This is a genomic window from Nitratifractor salsuginis DSM 16511, assembly GCF_000186245.1.
Lineage (GTDB): Bacteria > Campylobacterota > Campylobacteria > Campylobacterales > Sulfurovaceae > Nitratifractor > Nitratifractor salsuginis.
The window spans coordinates 1,465,495-1,487,734 of sequence record NC_014935.1 but is presented as its reverse complement, the minus strand read 5'-3'; the positions used below and the strand labels follow the sequence as shown (position 1 = coordinate 1,487,734).

General features: G+C 55.4%; 22 protein-coding genes and 1 CRISPR repeat array. Of the genes, 8 read left to right on the top strand and 14 right to left on the bottom strand.

The genetic code is table 11. The features are described from left to right. The first annotated feature begins 32 nt into the window (after window positions 1–32). Window positions 33–2,066, top strand: coding sequence for a thioredoxin domain-containing protein (locus tag NITSA_RS07500; RefSeq protein ID WP_013554417.1), 2,034 nt, complete (start codon window positions 33–35; stop codon window positions 2,064–2,066). On the opposite strand, the gene NITSA_RS07495 is transcribed toward NITSA_RS07500, so the two are convergent. Genes NITSA_RS07495 through NITSA_RS07485 form a run of 3 tightly spaced genes read right to left on the bottom strand, consistent with a single transcriptional unit; the run spans window position 2,063 to window position 3,785 of the window. After that, on the bottom strand, window positions 2,063–2,446 hold the full coding sequence (locus NITSA_RS07495) for an HIT domain-containing protein (protein ID WP_013554416.1): 384 nt from the start codon (window positions 2,444–2,446) through the stop codon (window positions 2,063–2,065). The two genes, NITSA_RS07500 and NITSA_RS07495, sit on opposite strands and share 4 nt — an antisense overlap. Next, window positions 2,443–3,201, bottom strand: a complete 759-nt coding sequence (locus NITSA_RS07490) for a methyltransferase family protein (RefSeq protein WP_013554415.1) — start codon at window positions 3,199–3,201, stop codon at window positions 2,443–2,445. The genes NITSA_RS07495 and NITSA_RS07490 overlap by 4 nt, the downstream gene beginning before the upstream one ends. Next, entirely contained in the window at window positions 3,198–3,785 is a 588-nt protein-coding gene (locus NITSA_RS07485) for a thiamine phosphate synthase (RefSeq protein WP_013554414.1), read from the bottom strand. Before NITSA_RS07485 ends, NITSA_RS07490 begins: the two co-directional genes overlap by 4 nt. Before the next feature lie 62 nt (window positions 3,786–3,847). Here NITSA_RS07485 and NITSA_RS07480 point away from each other — a divergent pair, with 62 nt between their 5' ends. Beyond that, window positions 3,848–4,540: an ABC transporter permease gene (locus NITSA_RS07480; protein ID WP_013554413.1), complete on the top strand. Its 693-nt coding sequence runs from the start codon at window positions 3,848–3,850 to the stop codon at window positions 4,538–4,540. Window positions 4,541–4,546: 6 nt separating this feature from the next. On the opposite strand, the gene NITSA_RS07475 is transcribed toward NITSA_RS07480, so the two are convergent. From NITSA_RS07475 to cutA, 5 genes are all read right to left on the bottom strand, one after another. After that, on the bottom strand, window positions 4,547–4,759 hold the full coding sequence (locus tag NITSA_RS07475; RefSeq protein ID WP_013554412.1) for a dodecin family protein: 213 nt from the start codon (window positions 4,757–4,759) through the stop codon (window positions 4,547–4,549). Between the two features lie 125 nt (window positions 4,760–4,884). Beyond that, a CRISPR array of direct repeats spans window positions 4,885–5,581; the repeat unit is 36 nt; unit sequence ATTGTAACAGGGTGGGGTTTTGAGGGGTCTTAAAAC. A 222-nt stretch (window positions 5,582–5,803) separates the two neighbouring features. Next, window positions 5,804–6,118, bottom strand: a complete 315-nt coding sequence (cas2, locus tag NITSA_RS07470) for a CRISPR-associated endonuclease Cas2 (RefSeq protein WP_013554411.1) — start codon at window positions 6,116–6,118, stop codon at window positions 5,804–5,806. 4 nt (window positions 6,119–6,122) lie between these two features. Next, a complete protein-coding gene (gene cas1 / locus NITSA_RS07465) occupies window positions 6,123–7,037 on the bottom strand; it encodes a type II CRISPR-associated endonuclease Cas1 (protein WP_013554410.1) in 915 nt (304 codons plus the stop codon). Further along, on the bottom strand, window positions 7,006–10,404 hold the full coding sequence (gene cas9, locus NITSA_RS07460; protein ID WP_013554409.1) for a type II CRISPR RNA-guided endonuclease Cas9: 3,399 nt from the start codon (window positions 10,402–10,404) through the stop codon (window positions 7,006–7,008). The genes cas1 and cas9 overlap by 32 nt, the downstream gene beginning before the upstream one ends. A gap of 108 nt (window positions 10,405–10,512) precedes the next feature. Next, the gene (gene cutA / locus NITSA_RS07455) at window positions 10,513–10,839 is read right to left on the bottom strand and encodes a divalent-cation tolerance protein CutA (RefSeq protein WP_013554408.1); all 327 of its coding nucleotides are present in this window, start codon (window positions 10,837–10,839) and stop codon (window positions 10,513–10,515) included. Between the two features lie 86 nt (window positions 10,840–10,925). On the opposite strand from cutA, the gene NITSA_RS07450 reads away from it, so the two are divergent. From NITSA_RS07450 to NITSA_RS07440, 3 genes are read left to right on the top strand one after another with little or no spacing between them, the layout of a single operon-like run. After that, window positions 10,926–11,531 carry a DedA family protein gene (locus NITSA_RS07450; RefSeq protein WP_013554407.1) on the top strand — a complete coding sequence of 202 codons (606 nt, stop codon included), beginning with the start codon at window positions 10,926–10,928 and terminating at the stop codon, window positions 11,529–11,531. Next, the gene (locus tag NITSA_RS07445; RefSeq protein WP_013554406.1) at window positions 11,532–12,701 is read left to right on the top strand and encodes an NnrS family protein; all 1,170 of its coding nucleotides are present in this window, start codon (window positions 11,532–11,534) and stop codon (window positions 12,699–12,701) included. It begins immediately after the preceding gene. Window positions 12,702–12,731: 30 nt separating this feature from the next. After that, window positions 12,732–13,385 (top strand): class I SAM-dependent methyltransferase, encoded by a 654-nt coding sequence (locus tag NITSA_RS07440; RefSeq protein ID WP_013554405.1) that lies wholly within the window; start codon window positions 12,732–12,734, stop codon window positions 13,383–13,385. Here NITSA_RS07440 and NITSA_RS07435 read toward each other — a convergent pair whose 3' ends face one another. After that, the gene (locus NITSA_RS07435; protein ID WP_013554404.1) at window positions 13,386–13,682 is read right to left on the bottom strand and encodes a hypothetical protein; all 297 of its coding nucleotides are present in this window, start codon (window positions 13,680–13,682) and stop codon (window positions 13,386–13,388) included. Between the two features lie 97 nt (window positions 13,683–13,779). Here NITSA_RS07435 and NITSA_RS07430 point away from each other — a divergent pair, with 97 nt between their 5' ends. Both NITSA_RS07430 and gap read left to right on the top strand, forming a co-directional pair. After that, entirely contained in the window at window positions 13,780–14,655 is an 876-nt protein-coding gene (locus NITSA_RS07430; RefSeq protein ID WP_013554403.1) for a M90 family metallopeptidase, read from the top strand. A gap of 60 nt (window positions 14,656–14,715) precedes the next feature. After that, the gene (gene gap / locus NITSA_RS07425) at window positions 14,716–15,729 is read left to right on the top strand and encodes a type I glyceraldehyde-3-phosphate dehydrogenase (RefSeq protein WP_013554402.1); all 1,014 of its coding nucleotides are present in this window, start codon (window positions 14,716–14,718) and stop codon (window positions 15,727–15,729) included. Window positions 15,730–16,440: 711 nt separating this feature from the next. Here the strand turns inward: gap and NITSA_RS07415 are convergent. Genes NITSA_RS07415 through rseP form a run of 5 tightly spaced genes read right to left on the bottom strand, consistent with a single transcriptional unit; the run spans window position 16,441 to window position 20,973 of the window. Continuing rightward, entirely contained in the window at window positions 16,441–17,634 is a 1,194-nt protein-coding gene (locus NITSA_RS07415; RefSeq protein WP_013554401.1) for a lytic murein transglycosylase, read from the bottom strand. A 42-nt stretch (window positions 17,635–17,676) separates the two neighbouring features. Continuing rightward, window positions 17,677–18,636 (bottom strand): RsmB/NOP family class I SAM-dependent RNA methyltransferase, encoded by a 960-nt coding sequence (locus tag NITSA_RS07410; protein WP_013554400.1) that lies wholly within the window; start codon window positions 18,634–18,636, stop codon window positions 17,677–17,679. After that, window positions 18,633–19,172, bottom strand: coding sequence for a DUF2062 domain-containing protein (locus NITSA_RS07405; protein ID WP_013554399.1), 540 nt, complete (start codon window positions 19,170–19,172; stop codon window positions 18,633–18,635). The genes NITSA_RS07410 and NITSA_RS07405 overlap by 4 nt, the downstream gene beginning before the upstream one ends. Window positions 19,173–19,184: 12 nt before the next feature. After that, a complete protein-coding gene (locus tag NITSA_RS07400; protein WP_013554398.1) occupies window positions 19,185–19,883 on the bottom strand; it encodes a YggS family pyridoxal phosphate-dependent enzyme in 699 nt (232 codons plus the stop codon). After that, entirely contained in the window at window positions 19,876–20,973 is a 1,098-nt protein-coding gene (rseP, locus tag NITSA_RS07395; protein ID WP_013554397.1) for an RIP metalloprotease RseP, read from the bottom strand. The genes NITSA_RS07400 and rseP overlap by 8 nt, the downstream gene beginning before the upstream one ends. 98 nt (window positions 20,974–21,071) lie before the next feature. On the opposite strand from rseP, the gene NITSA_RS07390 reads away from it, so the two are divergent. Then, window positions 21,072–22,235 carry a hypothetical protein gene (locus tag NITSA_RS07390; protein WP_042203867.1) on the top strand — a complete coding sequence of 388 codons (1,164 nt, stop codon included), beginning with the start codon at window positions 21,072–21,074 and terminating at the stop codon, window positions 22,233–22,235. The last annotated feature ends 5 nt before the right edge of the window (window positions 22,236–22,240 follow it).

Sequence of the window (22,240 nt, the reverse complement as noted above, 5' to 3'; positions counted from 1 at the left end):
GCCCTACATTTGTGTAACGGAAGGAAGCTCTTATGCGGTATCACTTTTTGAAATGGGTATTTTTGCTCATCGCTACCCTGGGGTGGATGAGGGCGGAACCCGTCAATGCACTGATCCACGAAGAGTCTCCCTACCTTCAGCAGCACGCCCACAATCCGGTCCATTGGATGCCCTGGGGGAGAGCGGCCTTCGAAAAGGCCAGCCGGGAGCATAAACCGATCTTCCTCTCCATCGGCTACAGCACCTGCCACTGGTGCCATGTGATGGAGCATGAATCCTTCGAGGATCCGGAGGTGGCGGCGGTGCTCAACCGTTATTTCGTCCCGATCAAAGTGGACAGGGAAGAGCATCCCCAGATCGACCGATACTATCAGCAGGTCCACCGGATCATGACCCGCCGCTCCGGAGGCTGGCCCCTGACGATCCTTTTGACCCCGGACCGTAAACCTTTTTTCGCCGCGACCTATATTCCCAGAGAAGAGCGATACGGTCAGCCCGGCCTGCTCGATCTCCTTCAAAAAGCGGCGAAGCTCTGGCAAAAAGAGCCGGGCAGACTCGGGCGTATCGGCGAAGAGATCACGACGCTGATGCAGCAGGTCAGCCAAAGAGAGAGCGCTGAGGATGGAGTGAGGATCAGGGAGGATCTGAGCCGCCGTTTCGTCAAAGCATTGGAGCAAGACTTCGACCGGGAGCACGGCGGATGGGGGAGCCGGCCCAAATTCCCCAGGGCGACGACGCTGACGGCCCTGATCCAGATCCACCGTCTGACGGGGAACAAAGCCGCGCTCGATATGGCGGAAAAGACATTGAAGGCGATGGCCAGGGGAGGGATCTACGACCAGATCGAGGGGGCATTCTTTCGCTACAGTACCGACGGAAAGTGGCGGATCCCCCATTTTGAAAAGATGCTCTATACCAACGCAGAACTCCTGGAAGCCTATGCCCTGGCCGCCGAGCTTACGGGCAAAGCGCTCTACCGGCGTATTGTCGAGGAGACTGTTTCGGTGCTGGAGCGTCACTATCGGGACAGGAACGGCCTTTTCTACGGGGCCAGCGATGCCGACAGCCTCGATCCCGAGACACATAAAAAGGAAGAGGGCTTCTACTTCACCTTCGCTTACGACGAAGCCCTCAAAGCCCTCAAAAAAGCGAAGATCCCCGAGCCGGAGAAGGCACTGGAAGCGTGCGGGATCAGCGAAGATGGGAACAGGGCCGATTTTCGCTCCAACCCCTACCTGAAAGAGGGGGCAGCGTGCCCTGCGTCCGACAAGAGGGTTTTGGCGAAACTCCGCGCCAAGCGTCCCTATCCCTTCATCGACACCAAGCTTCAAGCCTCCTGGAACGCTATGCTGATTCACGGGCTCTTTACGGCGTCAGACCTGAAAAGCAAATACGCTCAAACGGCTCTTGCCACTTTGGAAGCGCTAAAAAGAGAGCTCTACCTCCATGGGCGGCTCTATCACCAGAAACTGCCGGGCCGCACCCCAAAGGTTCCGGGCCTGTTGGAGGATTACAGCTTCACCATCGCCGCGGCGCTGGACGCTTATGAATGGAGTCAGGACCCCGCCTGGCTTGACTGGGCCAAGGCCCTCTATGCACAAGCGAAAAAGGAGTTTTACGAGCGGGGGATCTGGTACGACGCCCAGGGCTCTTTCCGCAATCCTCTGAGCCTGGAAGGAGGCTCCTACCGCAGCCCGCTGGCGGTGATGGCGGATAACCTCCTTCGTCTTGCCGTGTTGACGGAGGATCTGAAGTATCGGCAGGATGCAAGGGAGATCCTGACGCGCCAGAGCCGGGTTTTGGCCCGCTATCCGCAGACGGCACCGATGGGGGTTTTGGTCTGGCTGGCGGATCGCTACGGCTATGTGGTGCTCAAGATCCCCGCAAAAAGGCTTCCCGCTTTGCGGCACGAGATCACGCGCTACACCGCTTATCCCTTTTTGCTTTTCAGGGCGGTCGAGGAGAGCCTCTATCAGGCGTGCCGGGTCGACCGCTGTTTCCTTTACGACCGGGATGAGAAAGGCTTTTTGGAGAAACTGGCACGGAGTTTGAAGGTCAAAAACTAGCCGTCGCTCTTTTCCAGTCGCTCCTTTATCCGCTGGAGGAAGGGTTCCATCGGCGGCAGCTCCAGAGTGCTCTCTCTTTGTTTACTTCCCCACATCGGTTCGGGGAAGTAGCTGTCTTCTTGAAAGCGGGCCATAATGTGCCAATGCTGCCGGGGCAGATAGTTGCCGAAGGAGGCGATGTTGATCTTGTGAGGGCGGTAGTAGGAGAGCATCTCCTCTTCGACGGCGCAGAGCAGATCTATAATCCGAAGGCGCAGCTTCCTGGGGAGTTCGCTGAATTCCCGATAATCCTTCTGGGGATGAAGGATCAGCCAGGGGATTTCACTCTCGTGGAGTTCCAGGCGCAGCGCATCATCCTGCCAAACGATCTTCTCTTTCATCTTTTCTCCTTTCGTTTTTCCCCGGCTTTGATAAAAGGGAACAGCATCGGCACTCTGCGGCGGTAGTCGGCATAGGGCTTGCCCAGGGTACGCATTAGGTCCCGCTCCTCGAAATAGAGGCCGATGAGCACATAGATCGTGAAGCTCAGAGCAAAAAGTAGATGCCCGGTGCTCATCACCGGCGTAGCCCAGAGCCCCAACAGGGTGCCGGCCTGGATGGGGTGGCGGATCCAGCGGTAGAAGCCCCGTTCTGTAAAGGCCGCTTCGGCTTCCCCCAGCCCCAGCCATCCCCGCCACGCCTGATAGAGCCCCAGCATAGCGAAGTGGTTGATCATAAAGGTAGCGATGACCGCCACGCCCCAGCCCAGGAAATAAAGCAGGGTCATCACCCACCAGCCAAAACTCCCCGGCTCGAAGTGCCAGAGTATGCCGGGGAGGGGTCTCCAGCCGACGAGGATCAAAGCCAGGAAAAAAGAGGAGATGAGGGTATAGGTGGGGCGCTGTGCCCCGTAGGAGACATAGCAGTCGAACCAGGCTTTGAAACGGGGACGGACCATCAGGGAGTGCTGCACTCCAAAAAGCAGGATCAACCCCAGATCCCAGAGTAGTGAAGGCAGAAGGGGTCCGGGCTTTGGGCTGTCGATGCTCGTAGGCATCCAGCTCCAGGGATAGACCCAGAAGACCAGATAGAGCAGCGTCCCCAGGCCGATCAGATAGGCGACGATTCCGTAGAGCAGGAACAGATGGCGTTTCATAGGTTTGCGATCCTCTCCATCAGGGCGGAGCCCAGGACTTTGTAGCGGATGGGTGCTTCGAAGCGATCTTCCCAGCGGACCCCTCCGATGAGGGCCACGGGATGGCGGGAGAGTCGGGCGAGCTCCAGGAGGGCTTTGCCGCTGACGCCGGCGTCGGCCTTGGTGGCGGTGGAGCGGTAAGCCCCCAGGCCGATGTAATCAAGGTCCAGAGCGTTGGCTGTTTCGATCTCTTCACGGTTGTGGGTGGAGAGCCCCAGGAGTTTGGAGCCGATCTGCCGACGCACCTTCGATACTGCCGCTTCGGAGTCCGGATCGATGGCGGCCAGGTCCTCCTGCCCCAGATGGAGCCCGTCGGCCAGCCCGGCCAGTCCGAGACGGTCATTGACGATCAGGGTGCCGCTGTAGTAAATTCTTAGCTCCTCCAGGGCCCGGGCGACATCAGCGTCGGAGGCTTCTTTGTCCCGATACTGGGCGATGGGGATCTTCGCCTCTTCGAGGAAACGGCCCACTCTGGCCAGGCTCAGATCGTAGCGTCGGAGCAGCCGGCTGTCGATAAGCGCGTAGATTTCGGTCTCTTGGGGCATAGGATGGCTCCTGGAAGCTCTTTTTCGGCATTATAGCGTCTCAGAGAAACCGGGAGGTGGAAATGGTGATGATCGAATTGGGGCGCTTGGCGCTTATGGCGGTGCCGGTGTGCGGGGTGCTGTGGATCTTTTGGCGCTGGAGCCTGGGCGCGGGCAATGCCCTCTACGCCCTGGGGCGTATGCTGCTGCAACTCTCCCTCATCGGCTATTTGCTGCTCTATATCTTTCAGGCGAAGTCGGGGTGGATCATCCTGGGAGTGCTGGGGGTGATGCTCTTTTTCTCCTCCTGGATCGCGCTGCGGACCGTAGGGGATCGGCGGAGGAAATGGTTTTTTGTGACGCTCATTTCCATCGCCCTGGGAGGAGGGGTGACCCTGGGCTTCGTAAGCTTCGGGGTGCTGGATCTGAAGCCCTGGTATGCGCCGAGGTATTTGATCCCCCTGGCCGGGATGGTCTTCGCCAACGCGATGAACAGCGTCTCGTTAGCGGCGGAGCGCTATCTCAATGAACGGCAGGAAGGCCGCTCTTCGCCCGAAGCCCGCCGTCAGGCGATGAACGCGGCAATGATCCCGGTGCTCAACGCTCTCTTCGCCGTCGGCCTGGTCTCACTGCCGGGGATGATGACGGGGCAGATCCTCTCGGGCGTCTCCCCGCTAATAGCAGCCCGCTATCAGATTATGGTGATGCTGATGATCTTCAGCGCTTCGGGACTTTCGACGGCGCTTTTCCTGCGTTGGGTCTCCGCCAAAAGCTAGTCGAGCTTATTTTTTCTTTTTCACCACAAAGGAGATTTTGGCGACGACACGATAGACGGTGATCTTGTCACCATTGACCTTGGCACTCATATCCTTGATATAGACGGATTTGATGTTGTCGACGCTCTTGGCAACCTCTTTGACGGCATTGGCCGCGGCATCTTCCCAGCTTTTCTTGGATTGGGCGATCACTTCGATCACTTTGACGACACTAGACATTTTTGACTCCTTCTGTGGGAATATTTCATTATAGCGCAATGCCGGAGAGGGATTTATGCTGTTTTTGGGTGGTTTTTGATGGATGATAGGAATATTGAGAAGATTCTTTGAAAGAACTTTTGAGGATTGTAACAGGGTGGGGTTTTGAGGGGTCTTAAAACAAAACTTCAAGCGAAAAGCCGCACCGGGTCATTGTAACAGGGTGGGGTTTTGAGGGGTCTTAAAACAAGTATTTACAGGCAATGTCGAAAGCCCTGATTGTAACAGGGTGGGGTTTTGAGGGGTCTTAAAACACGACACCGACCGCAAGATCCAGGAGATCAATTGTAACAGGGTGGGGTTTTGAGGGGTCTTAAAACAGGATGTCTTTTTTAAGTCGTTTAATCTTGATTGTAACAGGGTGGGGTTTTGAGGGGTCTTAAAACAGTTCAGGAGTGTCAATCTTTAACAATACAATTGTAACAGGGTGGGGTTTTGAGGGGTCTTAAAACAGGGAGAGGGAGGCAAAAAGAGAGAAAAATATTGTAACAGGGTGGGGTTTTGAGGGGTCTTAAAACCAGGTCTTTCGGGATATTCCACTGTCCATTTATTGTAACAGGGTGGGGTTTTGAGGGGTCTTAAAACACATCGTCCCAAACGTGCTTTCTGAATTGGATTGTAACAGGGTGGGGTTTTGAGGGGTCTTAAAACCGGTTGATGTCGATCTGTCCGACGCTACCAATTGTAACAGGGTGGGGTTTTGAGGGGTCTTAAAACTTAGTGGTGAAGGCTATATTCATATAGATAATTGTAACAGGGTGGGGTTTTGAGGGGTCTTAAAACCATTAAAAAATCTCAAAGTTTTTGAAAATTTTGGTGATTTTCATCGAAATTTGCATCTACAGTAAGGTTTTTGCTATAATTTCTAACCGTTGTAACAGGGTAGGGTTTTTTGAGGGGTCTTAAAATCAAGAACTGTTACAACAGTTCCATTCTAGGGCCCATCTTCGGACGGGCCTCAGCCTCTATTTACTACTTCTATTTACAGATCAGAATTTTTCTTCATCAGAAATCGAAAAGTGTCGGTTGTGTGATCTCTTCCTGTGAACTTTGTTCCCCTACGACGATCTCCATCTTCCCAAATTGTGCGTCGGTAAAGAGCAGCATTCTGACATTTCCCTTTTTGACATTGATATGGAGGAATTCTTTCATCCTTTTTTTGCCGTGGTTGGCGGATTGTAGAGAGTTGAAGACTTTGGCATAGACGGAGTATTGCAAACGGATGAAGCCCTGCTTGTCAAGATAGCGGGAGAGCCATCGGTAGCGTTTGCGGTCCTTCTTTGATTGGGTGGGGAGGTCGAACATCACTACCAGCCACATGATCCTAAAAGCACTCACGAAGCGCCCCGAAATCGATGGTGGGGAAATGGAGATTCTCTATTTTTCTGCTACGGACCACCGCTTTGAATCCCTGGATATATCGGGTGGCGACGGTGCGAAGGGTGGAGCGGCCCGCGTCATAGATGAGGTATTCACTGTCGAAGATGGAGATGATGGCTTTTTTGAACTCAGGGGTGAGGTACTCCTCGTCACAGAGCGGCAGGAGGAGATAGACCGCCGCATCGACGATCGGCCGGAAGGGTTCCATCAGGTCGTCGCTGAGGTTGAAGGCATTGTAGCGGTTGTCATGCCAGAGGCCCAGTGCAGGTAAGAATCCCGCTGCGCTGAGGTCGCGGGTGATGAGGCTGCGGAGGATGGCGTAGGCGTAGTTGAGGGCCTGATTGCGTACATCGAGGGAGTCTGCTTCCCGTTTGAGACCGTCGAAGAGCTTATTCCAGTAGAGCCGTGCGCTCTTGGCCTCTGTCCGATAGGGGTCGCCCGGCCGGATCTGTTCGGCGTATCTTTCGAGTTTGGGATTTTTCTTTGCGAAGTGGCTAAGCACGGCCGATTGGTTTAGGATCTTGACCCGGATGATTTCCTGCCAGAGCCGGTCGCGCAGGTCATCGGGGAGGGAGAGCTGGGCCTTGAGGGTCTCTGTAGCCAGGGAGCTCTGGTGATAGGGGTGGAGGATGGCGGTGGGCATATAGTACTCGTCGCAAAAGAGGGTAGCGACCTTATGCCTGCTCAGGGCGGCAAGCACCTTGGCGCTGAGAGTGAATCGGTCTCCCTCGAAGATGATGCTGTCGGTATCGGAGAGGGAGAGTTTGAATCTCACTTTCTCATCCTCGACTACGAGATTACCGTTCTCTATGCTGAGCCGGCAGGGCTTAGTGATGCGGATCGTCTTCCACGCGGCCATAGCCCGACTCCTCTTTGAACCACTCTATGGACCCTTCGGGCAGGGTGCCGAAAACCTCATAACTCCTGACATGCCCGTCGAGATCGAGATGGGCCTTGATGATTCCTGTAGCGCTGCCGATACCTACCTGTTTGATTTTACTGTCTGAAGTAAATTTTGAGGGTTGGGCTTTGGGATTGGCTGGGAATCGCGGGTTGAATAGTGCAATATATTTGGAACCTTGACCTTTCTCCAGATAGCTTCTCAGACAACCATAATGTATCAAGCCTTTTTTGTTGAAAATAAAAAGCATCTCATTGAGATAGCAGAGTATCCCGGACCTCTCTTTTTGGAGTTCATGGGCGTTGTTGACATCCATGCGACGGAAGATGAGCTTCTCATTGGGGCCCTTGGAGATATGGATACCCAGCATATTTTTGTCTGTCTCTACCAGCCCCCGGTCGATCTGCATAGCATTGAGCTTGTCGTAAACGAAACGCATTTTCCTCAACAGTTTTCCGGTCACTTCGATGGGGGAGGTAATGAGCTCTTTGAGCGCCTGCTGAAACTTCTCATCGATCTCCTTGTCGTTCTGGGCATCCATGAGCTGATAACGGGTGAGTATCTGGGCGATTTGAGTCGCCCGTTCCTCTACGGCACGGTAGCTCTCGTCGTTGGTATTGCCGATACGATGCAGCCATAGCTTTTGACGGATCTCCTTATCATAACGTTTCATAAACTCCTCTGTCGTGAGCTTATGGCGGTCTTTGATGACATTGAGGCTGTCAAAAGCCTCGAGGATATTTTTACGCAAAGTAGGGACTTCATGGCGGGATGAATAGACGGTCTCTTTATGGGAGGAGGCGGAGAGGGGTTTCTTGTCCACCCAGTAGGAGATACTGCGGATCGTGTCGAACATGTCTCTGTAAAAGAGGCTTTCTTCCCCTTTGGACATGAAGCGGCGAAACGCTTCGTCGATATAGTCGGCCAGGGTGAGCCCCTCGATGTGAGGCATGTATTTTTTCCAGAGTTCCTTGAGCTCCGCTTCGCTTTTGCCGTAATTGTCTCGCAGCATCCGATGGAGGCGGTTCTGCCAGCCCCTGGTGAGGGTCGAGAGGATGAGGGCATCTTCGGCGTGGTGGAAATTGGTCTCCCGGCTTTTGGATTTGATCCCAAGGAGAGACCGTGTCTTACTGGTGACCTTGCCGGGGATCATTCGGACCCCTATGCCGTTCTTTCTCAGCTCAGGATCCGGAAAAGGATAGTAACGTTTGAGAACCTGGGCGACTAAAGCTTCGAGATAGCTGGTGGCGCGGATCCCCTTGCTATGGGTATTTTCGGTGTAAATCTCGTCGAGGGATTGGGCAAGGAGGTTTTTTCGCTTTTTCCAGTCGATCAACCCCTTCTCAGAGAGCATCCCGATCCGTTCCCGATAGTCGGGATTTCCGGCGAGCCAGTCGCCGGGGAGCCGGTTGCCTTTGGCCGCATTAACACTTTTGAGCGTGACGATGGTATTGTAGTCTGTGCTCAGACCGCCCAGGCTTTGGGGAACGATATGTTCGATATCGGCGCTACCATCGAGAAGCTGGGAAAGGTTGATGACCTTTCCGCTGTAGAGATCGAGTCCTTTTTGGCGCTCCCAGAGCTGGATCTTCCTTGCCAAACGCTTATCGATGGAGGGGAACTCTTTTTTGTATTTGCCGATGATCTTATCGAGAGCTTTCTCCCGTTCTCTCATGGCCTTATCGATCTCCTTGCGGATCTTTTCCGGGAGGGCGTCCCGGGTCGTTTCCAGGATGATCTCATCGAAGGGGCCATAACGCCAACTCAGGTCGGCAATAAGCCCCAACGCCCAGGAGGCGAGGGATTTGACAGCATGGTTGTTGATGGGATTCTCCTCTTTTTCAAAGAGATTCCCCTCCCGTAGGTGTAGATGGCGTAGGGATTTGGGATAACGGGAGTAATCTTCACGATCATCGAATCCAAGGATCCTCTGGACCTCTTTTTCGTCATACCCTTCAAGGAAAAGGGGCAGTGCTTCGAGGATATATCTATGGGAGAGTTCACGTGTTCCGGATCTTTTGTTTTTGAAGAGCTCCAGCAGCTCCCGGTCGTCTGTGTCGATCCCTTTTCCGGCCATCAAGGCACGTAGCCGATCCAGGGCCTCCTGCGGGGTTTTGGAACGCTGGAGGATCTCGGCCAGTTCTCTGAATATCTGCAAGGCATCCGGATGTTTCTGGATACTGGCAAAAAGCTCTTTGAACTTCGCGATATCTGCGAGAAAGAAAAAGGGGACGAAGGTTCGGGGCTCTTTTTTGCCTTTGACAATACGCTCATCTTCCACACCGAAAATTTTTTGCTCAGGGGCGAGTCCGAGGATTTTACGCAGATCCTTATGGGTAATCTTTTTGAGATTTTTCCCTTGGGCTATTTTCTTTTCTACCCATTCAATAACCTTTTCCCGGTCTTCCTGTGTCACTTCATAGCCGTCAATGTTTAAATCGGCAAGTTTTTTGTACAGGCGATAGAGATCGTAGAGATAACTGTATGCCGGAGCAGCAAGTTCATCTTTGTAAAAGGTGCATTTGCCAAAAAGGGATTCATCTATTGTGGGCATCTCCTGGTCGGTTATACAGGCTTTGAGCTCGTCGATGAGCTCGGAAACCTGTTCTTCGGGCAGTCCGAGGGCTCCCAGTTCGGCCTGGCGAAGAAGGACCTTCTCGATCTCCTCTTCGATATCTTCGCGCCGGATCATCTTTTCGTAATCGTCATGGTTTCGATAGGAACGAAGATCACCTGCCTCTACGGCCCGGTGGATCGTCTGGGCGATGGTCTCTCCGCCATATTTTTTACGCAGCTCCTCCAGATGGCGCAGAGCGTTATAGACTTGGCGTCGTTCATCCGCTTTTTTCTCCGACTCTTTTTCCGGGTCGTTGAGACCGAGCTCAAGCTCCAGTTCATAGATGAGATCTTCCGTAGCGATCGATTTGTATCCCCTGTGTTTGGCCATATGGGCGAAGATGGCGAAGAGCTCTTGCGGGCTAAGTGGACGCTTCCAGGCATCCACCGCACGGAGCTGCCATCGGTTTTTGATGGGATTGTTTTTGGGGTCGTTGATCTTCATCGTCTCCGAATAATCAAGAATTCCATAACGTTCCATGGTTTGTGCCACACATCGGATGCGCTTTTTGCGTTTCTCTATGAGGCGACGCATGCTCTTTTGGGTTGAACGTATCGACTGGGACGATTCGCCACTCTTTTCGTCATAGGGGTTGTTGCGCATTACGACAGAATTATCCAGACATCGATATAGATCTTTTCCAGTCTCTTGCAGGATGGCATAACCAAAAGAGGTAATGCCCAGATCAACGCCCAGAATTTTTTTCACGATCCGATCCTCCATTCCCAAATATAATTTTTATATAGTATCAAAATAATATTTCTAAATTAAATTTTATGATTAGTTGTATCTGATTGGATAAAATACGTATGTTTATCATGCCTTTCGGCATTCCCCCTCCAGCCACTCCAAATACCCCGCCGACCCCTCGACGACCGGCAGGGCGATGATCTCCGGTGTCTCGTAGGGATGATGCCGGAGGATCAGGCGTTCCAGGGCGGGGTAGCAGCGGAGGAGGGTCTTGATCTCCAGGCGGTATTCGCCTGCCGATTCGATGGCCCCCTGCCAGCGGTAGAGGCTGTGGATGGGGATGATCTGCACGCAGGTGCCCAGGCGGGCTTCGAGGAGGGTGCGGGCGAGGAATTCGGCGTGTTCTTTCGTCTCGGTGGTGGTCACGACGACCAGGGCATTTGGTGCTTTCATAGCGCTATTCTAGCACGCTTGCCCAAGGTGCTGTTTATCATAACGGGATAGAATATCTTCCATTCAATTCAACAGGAAGCGTAGCGATGACCGATCTGCTGGTGGAGTTTCTCAAAGAGTACAGCTATCCCATTCTTTTTATCTGGAGCATTATGGAGGGGGAGACCGGCCTGGTGATGGCGGGGATCCTTTCCCATACCGGAGATATGAACCTCTGGCTCTCGATCCTCACGGCGGGGTTGGGAGGCTTCACCGGGGATACCATCTACTTTTTCATCGGCCGGTGGAATCGGAAATATGTCTACCGCAAGTTCAAGAACCAGCGGCGCAAATTCGCCCTGGCGCACCTGCTTCTTAAAAAATACGGCTGGCCCATTATCTTCATCCAGCGCTACCTCTACGGGATGCGCACCGTCATTCCCATCGCCATCGGGATGACCCGCTACCCCACATCGAAATTTTTGCTCATCAACTTCCTCAGCGCGATGGTCTGGGCGGCGGTGACGATCCTGCTGGCCTGGACCTTCGGTGAGCATATCCTCCATCTGCTCCACTGGGCCCGCGACTACTGGTACATTGCGCTCCCCTTCGGTGCCCTGATCGCCGGGGGGATCTACTACTACTTCCACAAAGCGACCCAAAAGGTGGAAAAGAAAATTCTCCATAACCCGAAATCCCCAAAGGAGGGCTGAATGCCCCGACCGAAGCTCGTCTATTTCTTCTCCCAGCCCCATCAGCCCTTTTTCGCCTTGGGGCTTTTCAACGCTCTGGCGGTGATGCTCCTCTTCATCCCGGCGTTTAGAGGTATGCTCTCCATCGATGCCCGCCTGCTGCACGCTTACGGAATGATCTTTCTCGTTTTTACCAACTTCTTCTACGGCTTTACCTATACCACCTTCACCCGCTTCAGCGCCCAGCCCCCTATCGAGGAGCGGCGCTATCTGCGGGTCTGGGTTTTGAACCTGTTGGCGGCTTTGAGTTTCTATGTTTCTCTTTGGATGCCGCCTCTTTTCTATGTCGCGGCGCTCTTGATGGCTCTTTCATTCGCCTATACCCTGCGGATCTTTATGGGGATCTACGCCAAAGCCCCCGAGCCCAAAAAGGATCAATACTGGATCATCGTGGGTTTCGGGATGGGGGCTTTGGCGGATCTGCTCTTCCTTTTGGCCCAGATCCCCTGCCGCCACTGCCGTTCGGGGCTCTATTTCGATATGGGGGTGGAGGTCGGGATCTATCTCTATCTGATCTTTCTGCCCGCGGTGATCGCTTTTCGGATGGTGCCCCATTTCAGCCGCTGTATGAACTACCGCAAGAGCCGGGGTTTTGACGGGGTGCTTCTGCTTTTGCTGCTGGCCCACGTGCTGCTCTCCCAAGCCTGGCCGAAGGGGCTCTTCGCCGTGGACCTGCTTGCAGCCCTCTGGCTCGGGCGGGAGCTGTGGCGGATGGAGCTTCCTTTCCCCAATCCCGATCCGCTGCTCTGGGGGCTGCATCTGGCGCTCTTTTGGCTGCCGCTTGGCTTTTTGGCGGGAGCGGCGGTGGAGTTTTTCGAAGCCTGGTTCGGTTACGCTTCCCTTTATCTGCCTTTGCACCTGCTCGTGCTGGGATTTTTGACGACGATTATGATCGCCTTCGGTACCCGGGTGACCCTGGGGCACGGCGGAGCAGTTTTGGGGATGGACCGCTGGGGCGCGTGGCTGCTCTGGATGACCCAGGTGGTGGTACTGGGGCGCCTGGCCCTCTCTCTGGCGGCGGCGCAGGGGAGCATCAGCCCCTGGTTCGACATCAGTGCCACGCTGTGGATAGTGCTCTTTGTGCTCTGGACGGCGAAGTATGGGAAGATCCTCGTCCGCGGAGCACGATAGTTTCGACAAATCTCCAACGGGAGGTGATTGATGACTCAATTGCGCCAGGAAGATTCGAAAGTCGAAGTGAGCGGCTTTGAAGCGAAGTATTACGATACGCTGATGGATCTGATCACTCTGGGCTGGTACCCCTCGTTCATACGCAGGGCGATCGCTGACCTCGGGCTGAAACAGGGCGACCGGGTGCTCGACCTGGGAGCGGGGACGGGGCGCAACGCTCTGCTGATGCGGGAGTATGTCGGAGAGGAGGGGCAGATCGTCGGCCTGGAGATCGGCGAAGAGATGCAGCGCCAATTCCTCCGAAAGACCGGGCCCTATCCCAATATCGTGATGGTGGAGCGGCGTATCGATGAGCCCTTGCCCTACGAAGAGGAGTTCGATCTGGCTTTCATCTCCTTCGTTCTCCACGGTTTTATCCAGGAGAAGCGCGACGCCATCATCGCCAATGCCACTCGGGCCCTGAAACCGGGCGGTACCTTCGCCATTCTCGATTACAACAATTTCGATGTGGACCAAGCCCCGGCCTGGGTCCGTTTTGCCATCCGCAAAGTGGAGTGCCCTTTGGCTGAGGATTTCATCCGCCGGGATACCCGCAAGATGCTCGAAACCCACGGCTTTGGGGACTTTTCCCAGACGGAGTATTTGAAAGGCCACATTCGTCTGCTGCAAGGGAAAAAACTCTGATCAATTCTCTTCGCGCTCTGCGATGATTCTCTCCAGGCGTTCGACACGCTTACGCAGATCGCGGATCTCCTCCATCAGTCGATTGGTTTCGAGAGGATGGAGGGGATGGGCTTGCGGTGCTACTTTTGGCTCTTTTTTGACTTCATCGGAAGGAGTTTCGAGCAGGACATATTGCACCTTTCGGCCGTTTTCTTCGACGGTTTCTCCTTTCAACTCTTCATTGTTGATCTTTTTGATCACTTCAAAGAGGCTCATTCGGTGACGTCTGGCATATTCTCTGACAGGAATTTTTTCCATATTTCGCTCCTCCGAAAAAGATTTTATCGGCGCTATTTTATTACAACTCCCGTGGTGAATCTGCTATGATGAGAACAGTTGATTAAAAGAGGATGCAATGGCCTATTATTTGGCGTTGATGGAATTCATATTCGCTCTGATGGCCCTCTGGCTGCTTTGGCAGGCTTGGCAATGGTACAAAAGAGTGCGCCTGATGAAGTGGATCGAAAAGGAGCCTTTCCCCCAGGAGTGGGAAGCGTGGCTGAAGCGGACACCCCACTATCGGCTGTTGCCGGAGCAAATGCGTAAGCGGGTGAAAAAAAGCCTGCGCTATTTTATGGAGACCAAAGAATTCCGTCCCATAAAGACGGAGCTCGATAATGAGATGAAGGTGATCATCTCTTTCTACGCCTGTCTGATCGTTCTGGGGCGTGAAGGGGAGTGCTACGGGATTTTGCAGACGGTCCTGATATATCCCAATGTGGTTGTCGCCCCCCGCAGGGAGCAAAACGGTTGGATCGTGCGGGAAGAGGAGGCGTTGCTGGAGGGGGAGTCCTCCGGTGACACGGTGGTGATCGCCTGGCACGAGGCACGGCGGGATGCCTATCACACCTGGCCCCATAATGTGATCATCCACGAGTTCACCCACGTGCTCGATTTCGAGGATGGGGCTGCCGACGGGGTGCCTCCGCTGATGCAGCGAAGCCGCAAGGAGTGGCTGCAGGTCGTTTCGCGCCGTTACGAAGAGCTCAGAGAGCGGGCGGAAGAGAACAGAGACTGGGGAGAATACCGGCTGATCGGCGCCTATGCCGCCACCAACGAGGCGGAATTTTTCGCCGTGACGACGGAACTCTTTTTCCAACGTCCGGCTACGCTCAAAAAGCATTTTCCCGACCTCTACGGGGAGTACCGCGCCTACTATCATCTCGATACGGCCGCTCTCTTCGGGGATCTCGATCGCCGGCTGCCCCGTTGGCCGCAGCCGGGGGATTGAGCTTGAGTTAAGATAGAGAGATTATACTTTCACATACATCTGAAAGAAGGAGCGTTTGTGATGAAAAAGGTAGCGATCAACGGATTGGGCAGGATAGGAAAAATGGTTCTGTGGCACTATGTGACCAACAAACCGGAAAATGTGGAGATCGTCGTTGCCAACGGCGGCAGCGGCACCCCGGAGGATCTGGCCTATATGCTCAAGTTCGATTCGATGCACGGCCGTTTCCCCGCAGAGATCAGTTATGACGATACGAGCCTGACCGTAGGAGGGCAGAAGATCGCTATTGTCGACGAGCGTGATCCCGCCAAGCTCCCCTGGGCCGAGATGGGCATCGATATCGTCCTGGAGTGTACCGGCCACTTCACCGACCGTGACGGAGCGGCTAAGCACCTCGAAGCCGGAGCCAAAAAAGTCCTCATCTCCGCTCCCGGCAAGAATGTGGATTTGACGGTGGTTCTGGGGGTCAATCAGGATCAATACGATCCGGCGCAGCATCACATCGTCTCCAACGCCAGCTGCACCACCAACTCTCTGGCCCCGGCCATGAAGGTGCTCGAAGAGCGCTTCGGTGTCGAAGACGCCCACATCACCACCACCCACGCCTATACCTCCAGCCAGGTCACCATCGACAAGAAAAAGCCCGGCAAGCATCGCCGTGGGCGCGCGGCGGCGGTCAACATCATCCCCACTACCACCGGAGCCGCCAAGGCGACCGTGGAAGTCCTGCCCGAGCTTCAGGGCAAGATGACCGCTATGGCCCTGCGGGTGCCCGTAGCCGACGGTGCCATCACCGAGATCGTCGCCAACCTCAAAAAGGAGACCACCGTCGAGGAGCTCAACGCCGCCTTCGAGGAGGCCGCCAAGGGTGAGCTCAAGGGGATTCTGGAGTTCAGCACCGAGGAGCTGGTCTCCAGCGACATCCTGGGCAACCCCCACTCCAGCATCATCGACGGCCTCTCGACGCAGGTGCTCAACGGCAAAATGGTCAAAGTGATGGCCTGGTACGACAACGAGTTCGGATACTCCGGACGCCTCCTTGAATTGGCCGATCTGGTCGCCTCCAAAATGTAAGAAGTGGGGGCTCTCTGCCTCTGCGATTGATATCTTCTTTTTCCCTCTCTTGTTCCCACGCTTGGCGTGGGAATGCATACTGAATGTGACATTACCTGCAAAAGAACTCAAAATGGGAAGAAGCCGCTATAAAATCCAGGAACCGACATATCCTTATTTTATGACGTGTACAGTCTTGCACTGGATTCCTCTTTTTACCCGCAAGGAGAGTGTCGAAATTTTACTGGAGAGCTCCCGTTACCTGTAGAAGCACGATCAATTCAAAATCTATGCTTATGTGATATTGGAAAATCACCTTCATCTCATAGCGCAAAGTGATGATATCGCTCAAAGTATGGCGAAATTCAAACGACATATGGCAAGAGAATTACTCAAACTGCTTCAAGCAAACGGTATAAAGACGATTCTGGATCAGCTGGCCTTCTATAAAAAGGTACATAAGTCCGATAGAGAATATCAAGTATGGCAGGAGGGATTACAGCCGAAATTGATCCATTCAGATGAGATGATGAGAGCCAAGATTGACTACATTCACCAAAACCCTGTAAAACGGGGGGTATGTCGATAAGGCTTCCCATTGGCGCTATTCGAGTGCCAGGGATTATGAAGGGCAAAGAGGGCTTTTGGAGATTGAGCGTTTTGGGCAAGTCGGGCTGAGGTATGCATTCCCACGCCAAGCGTGGGAACGAGGGGGAGTAGAAGGCAGAGCTACTAGCGCAGGCGCCGCAGCAACTCCTGTGTCGGATAGCCGTCGGCGGGAAGACCCAGCTTCTTCTGGAGATCCTTGACCGCCAGGCGGGTCTTTTCGCCGATGATGCCGTCGATCTTGCCTACATCGTAGCCCCGTTTGGCCAGGAGGCGTTGGAGGGTCTGGATCTGGCGTCCGGAGAGGGAGGCGATTTTGGCCCGGTCGGGGCGCATAGCGGGGGCTCCATCTAAGCGGGTGGCGAAGTAGGCCGCCGTTAGGGAGTAGAGCAGGGAATTGTTCCAGGTCAGGTAAGTGTCTTTGAAATTGTCGAAGGCGAGGAAGGCGGGGCCGTCCTTGCCCATCGGCAGGAGGAGTGAAGCGTTGAAGCTGCCGTGCAGGGGGCGTCCGTTGCGGTCGGTGACGCCCAGTTTTCCCCAGTAGGAGAGGGAGTGGCTATGCTCCAGGCCGCTTTCATCCCAGGGCATTTGACGGGGGACGATGACTTCTCGGATCCAGGGCTCTCCGGGCTTCCAGCCCAGATGGCGCAGATAGTTGGCGGTCGAAGCCAAGGCGTCGGCGCTGCTGTGGATGAGGTCCCGGCGTCCGTCCCCGTCGAAATCGACCCCGTATTTGAGATAGTAGCTGGGCAGAAACTGGGTCTGTCCCAGTTCACCGGCCCAGGAACCCCGCATCTGCCGGGGTGTCAAATCCCCTTCATCAATGATTTTAAGTGCAGCGAGGAGCTCTTTTTGGAATTCATCGCTGCGGCGGCAGTCGTAGGCGAGGGTCGCCAGGGAGCGCAGGGTATTGTCCTTGCCCATATAGGCGCCGAAATCACTCTCCAACCCCCAAAAGGCCACGATCACGGGGGCGGGAACCCCGTATCGTTTTTCGATAGCTTTGAAGAGTCGGGCCTTTTTGTGGATCAGCTGCTTGCCTTTGCGCAGGCGGTAGGGGGAGATGATCCGCTTGGCGAAGGTGCGGAAATCGTAGGAGAACTGATGCTGCCTGCGGTCCCGGCGGATGACGGAAGGGTCGTAAGTGATACCGTCGAGAGCCCTATGGACGGTATCGGGGCTGATCCCCTGGGAGACCGCGTAGCGCTCGAAGGCTTTGAGCCATTGGGGGAAAGGTTTGCCCCGGCCGCAATCGAGGGCGCTGAGGGGAGCAAGGAAGCCCAGCGTGAGCAGGAAGGGGAGAAGGAGTCTAAGGAACATCGGTCTATCCTTTCGAATTTTTGAGTCTTTGGAAGTATCTTATCATAGACTCTTTTCGATCAGGGCGAGGAAAAAGCCGTCCATCTCCTCGGTGGGGAGGACACGCCGGGCCCGTTCGAGTTCCGGGGCGAAGCGCTTTTTCTCCCAGCCGACGAGCCCCTCCATCTGATTGTCAATGGGGAGCTCGATCGGCAGAAGCTTCGCGTCGGGGGCTTTGCCCAGGAGATGATCGACGACCGCTTCGTTCTCCTCGGGGGCGAAGGAGCAGGTGGAGTAGAGCAGCCGTCCTCCGGGGCGCAAGCTCTGCCACGCCGAGAGGATGAGGCGCTTCTGGAGGCGCTGGCTCTCCTTGACTTTTCGGGGGCTCCAGTAGGCGTAGCTTTTGGGGTTGAGGGTGGAGAATTTGGCCTCCGAGGAGCAGGGGGCATCCAGCAAAACCCGGTCGAACATCGCCGGACAGGCGCGTCCTACGCTCCGGCCGTCTTTCATATAGGTGTGGACGATTTCGGCGCCGGCGTTCTCGATATTGCGTTTGAGCCGATGGAAACGCTCCTTGACCGGCTCGACGGCGCTGATCCACCCCCGGTTTTCCATCATTCCCGCCATCATCAGGGTCTTGCCCCCCGGGGCGGCGGCCAGGTCGAGGACCTGCTCCTCGGGTCGCGGGGCCAGGATCAGAGGCGCCAGCATGGACGAGAGGTTCTGGATGTAGAGCCGGCCTTCATAGAAGGCTCCGCTCTCGGTCAGGGCCCGGCGCTGATCGGGATCGAGCAGGCGGAAAGCTCCGGGGAGCCAGTCGACCGCTTCAATCTCGAAACCCAGGGACTCCAACTCCTTTTGCAGGCTCGAAGCATCGGTTTTGAGGGGATTGACCCGGAAGGTGGTGGTTTTGGGAGAAGAGAAGCTTTGCAGGACCCTTTCGTAGATATGGGGAGGAAAGAGCCGCTCGAGGCGTTGGGTAAATTCAGGCGGAAGAGTAGCCGGGTCTCGGGACGGGTTCACAGAGTCTCCTTCGGGGATATGATCATCTCTTTTCGTTGTCGCCGCTCTTGCTCTTTGCGGTGCTTCTCTCGATGGACCGAGAGGACCCAGAGACGGTTGATGAGCAGATAGACCAGGTAGCTGATGATGATGGAGTAGAAGGCAGTGCCCACATAGAGGGGCAGGAAGATATCCTCCAGATGGTGTTTGAACCATTCGATGCTCAGCTCCACGTTCTCCAATCCGGGAAGCCCCAGGAACAGATTGCCCGTTTTGTACTCCATATAGTACATCGCCGGCATGGTCAGGGGGTTGGAGAGCCAGACCATACTGATGGCGATGGGGACATTGAAGCGCAGGAGGGGGGTGGTAAAGATCACCGCCAGCATTTGAAAGGGCATGGGGATAAAGCCCCAGAAGAGTCCCACCAGGACACCGCGGGAGACCATCCGGCGGTTGATGGCGAAATACTCTTTGGGGATGTGATACTTCTCGAGGACTTTGCCGAGCTTACTGTCGGGGTCGTGGCTTTTTCTTTTGAAGAGTCTCCGGATCATCGAGGGGAGGGATCACTCCGCAAAGAGGGCGGAACCGATGCGGACCATATTGGAGCCGCACTCGATGGCCAGCTCGAAATCGCCGCTCATACCCATCGAGCAGATCTCGGCGCCTTCGCTTTGAAGCTCGTCGAAGATCCTTCGGGTGGTTTCGAAACTCTTGCGCACCGTCGCCTTGTCGTCGGTATGGGCTCCGATGGTCATGACGCCGCGCAGGTCGATGCGGGAGAAGCGCTCTTTGATCTCACGGTAGACGTCCACCGCCGCTTCCGGGGCGACGCCGGCCTTGCTCTCTTCGCGGGCGCTGTTGATCTGCAGGAGGCACTCCATACGCTTTTCCTTGGCTTCCAGCCGCTTGTCTAGAGCCTCCGCCAGATCCAGGGAATCGAGGGATTGGAGCAGAAAGGGGTCCAGATCGATGAGCTTGTTGATCTTGTTCTTCTGCAGGCGCCCGATCATATGCCACTCCAGGGGCAGATCCTCCAGGGCGTGGACGCGCTCTTCGAGCTGCTGGACCTGATTCTCTCCAAAGGCCCGCTGGCCCAGGTCGTAGAGGGTGGCGATGTTTTCGATCGCCGTGTATTTGCTTACGACCACCATTTTGACGATGTGGTGCTCATCCACTTTGATGCGGGCCGCTTCGATCCGCTGGATCACCGCCTCGAGATTTCGGGCCAGGGTTTCCCGGCTCAGGATTTTATAATCAGCCATGTGTGCCTCCCATTAGTCGTTGAAAATCGTTGAAAAGCCCCAGGAACATAATCCCGCCCAGGAGCACCCAGCCCAGGACCGTCAAACGGTAGTAAGCCACTTCGCTGGGTTCGTGCCGGGTGATCATCTCATAGAGGTTGAACATAATATGCCCGCCGTCCAGAGCCGGGATCGGCAGGAGATTGAGGACGCCGAGGTTCACGGAGATGAGGGCCATGATGAAGAGTAGATAGACGAAGCCCGCCTGGGCGAATTTCATCATAATGTCGAAGATGGTGATGGGTCCTCCCACATTCTCCGTGCCCACTTCCCCGGTGCTCATCTTTTTGACGCCGGTGGCAATGAGGAGTGTGGCCTTTTTGGTCTCGTTCCAGGCGTAGAAGAGGGCTTCGGAGGGGGCGAAGCGGATGATCGTATCCTTGCTGACTTTGGGAGAGATGCCGATGATACGGCGCTTGATTTTCTCTTTGAACTCGTTCTCCCCCTCGACGATCTTGGTGTGGAGCTTGAGGGTGAGCTCTTTGCCGTGGCGCAGGATCGTCACGAGGATCGGCTCTGGGGCTTTCTGGATCGCTTCGCCGATCTGATACCAGTAGCGCACGGGGGTTCCGTCGATCGCCAGGATCCTGTCCCCGGGCTGCAGACCGGCTTTTGCGGCGGGAGTGTCGGGGGCGACCTGGCCCACGACCGGCGGGATGTAATCCCGGGCGGCGATCAGGGGGGCGCCGTGCAGGGCGATAAAGAGGTAGAGGAAAAAGGCCAGCACGAAGTTGGCGCCGGGTCCCGCCAGGAGGATGAGGATCCGTTGCCAGGGTTTTTTGGCATTGTAACTGTCGGGGTCGCTGCTGCGCACGGTGGGGTCGCTGTCATCCTGGCCCTTCATCTTGACATAACCGCCCAGGGGAACGGCACTGAAGGCCCACTCGGTCCCGCAGCACCGCTTTCGGGTGAGGATCTTGCCGAAACCGATGCTGAAACGCTCGATCTTGACCCCCATCAACCTGGCGACGGTGAAGTGGCCCAATTCGTGAAAAAAGACCAGCACCGATAGGGCGAAAAAAGCGACGAATAGATAGAAAATAAGCGACATAACGCTCCTAGATTTTTTTGAGAAATTATATCGAAAACGTCTCGAGGGACTTTAGGATAATTTGTTACAATTGATCGAAGTGACATCAAAGGAGAGAAATGATGGAAAAAGAAGTCGGGAAAAAGGAAGAAGAGGTCGCGGAAGCTACGGAAAATCCGGAAAAAGGTACAGAAGAGGCGGCGTCTGAAGCTGTCAGTAAAGAAGCGGAGACGCCGGCCCCTGAAAAAGTGGAAGCGGGAGCCGAAGAGCAAAGCGGAGCGAATTCCGACTCTGAGGAAAAGGCAGTGGAGTCCGAAAACTTCGAACCGGCCGGGTGTGAAGTGATTATCCCGCCGGCAGAAGGGGATCGCCACACCCGGGCGCAGAAACAGGTGGAGGCTGCCCGTTCCCTGGTGGAGAATGCCGATTCGGAGATCGAAACGTGCCTGGAGAATATCCGCCGGGATCTGGAGGCGTTCGAGCAGTATGAGGAGACGGCCCTCAAACCGGTCGTGGATGAGAGCCGTCGGCTCCTGGCGGAAGTGGGAGTGGAGGGGCTCCCGCCGCTGCCCGAGGCGACTGCGGTGGACCTGGAGGCTCCCGACAAGGAACGGCTGGAGATCCGGGACCTCTCATCGGGGAAAGGGATGGCCTTTTTCTGGGGGCTAGTCGTTACGCTGGCGGCCCTGGCGGGCTGGTGGGTCTACGGGGCACAGAAAGCCGGGCTTCCGATCCTTCCCACCAAGGTCCCCGGTCTGGAAATTCTGGAGAAGATCTCCGGAGCGATCTCCCTGCTGCTCGGACCGGCGGAGAATGCGCCGGTCGGCGCGGCGATTGCGATTGTCTCTTCCCTGGTGCTTGGAGGGCTTGTCTATTGGATCCTGCTGAGTATGCGGGCGGTGAAGAATGAGAAAGTCGCCCAGGAGATCGCCCAGGAGGCGGGCTTCTACTGCCGCAAGAAAGAGGAGTGCAAGGAGAAGATGGCTCAGGTGAGAGAACACTTGAAAGAGCTCAAACGCACGGTCCAGAAGTATCAGGTGCTCCTGGATGAAAAGAATGCGGCGTTGCGGCGGGCCATCTTCATCGAGCAGGCCGATTCCCTGGAGAAGCTCCACGCCAAGAGCCGTCAAACGGTCGAAGAGATTCGGGAACTGCTCCAGCAATTGGAGCGGACTCTGGGAACCCCGATGGCGAGAGAAGGGATGCTCACCGCCGAGAGCGTCGAAGCGCTGCGCCAGGCCAAACGGGTCGTCAACGACCATATCCTCCACCTTTACAACTGATCTTC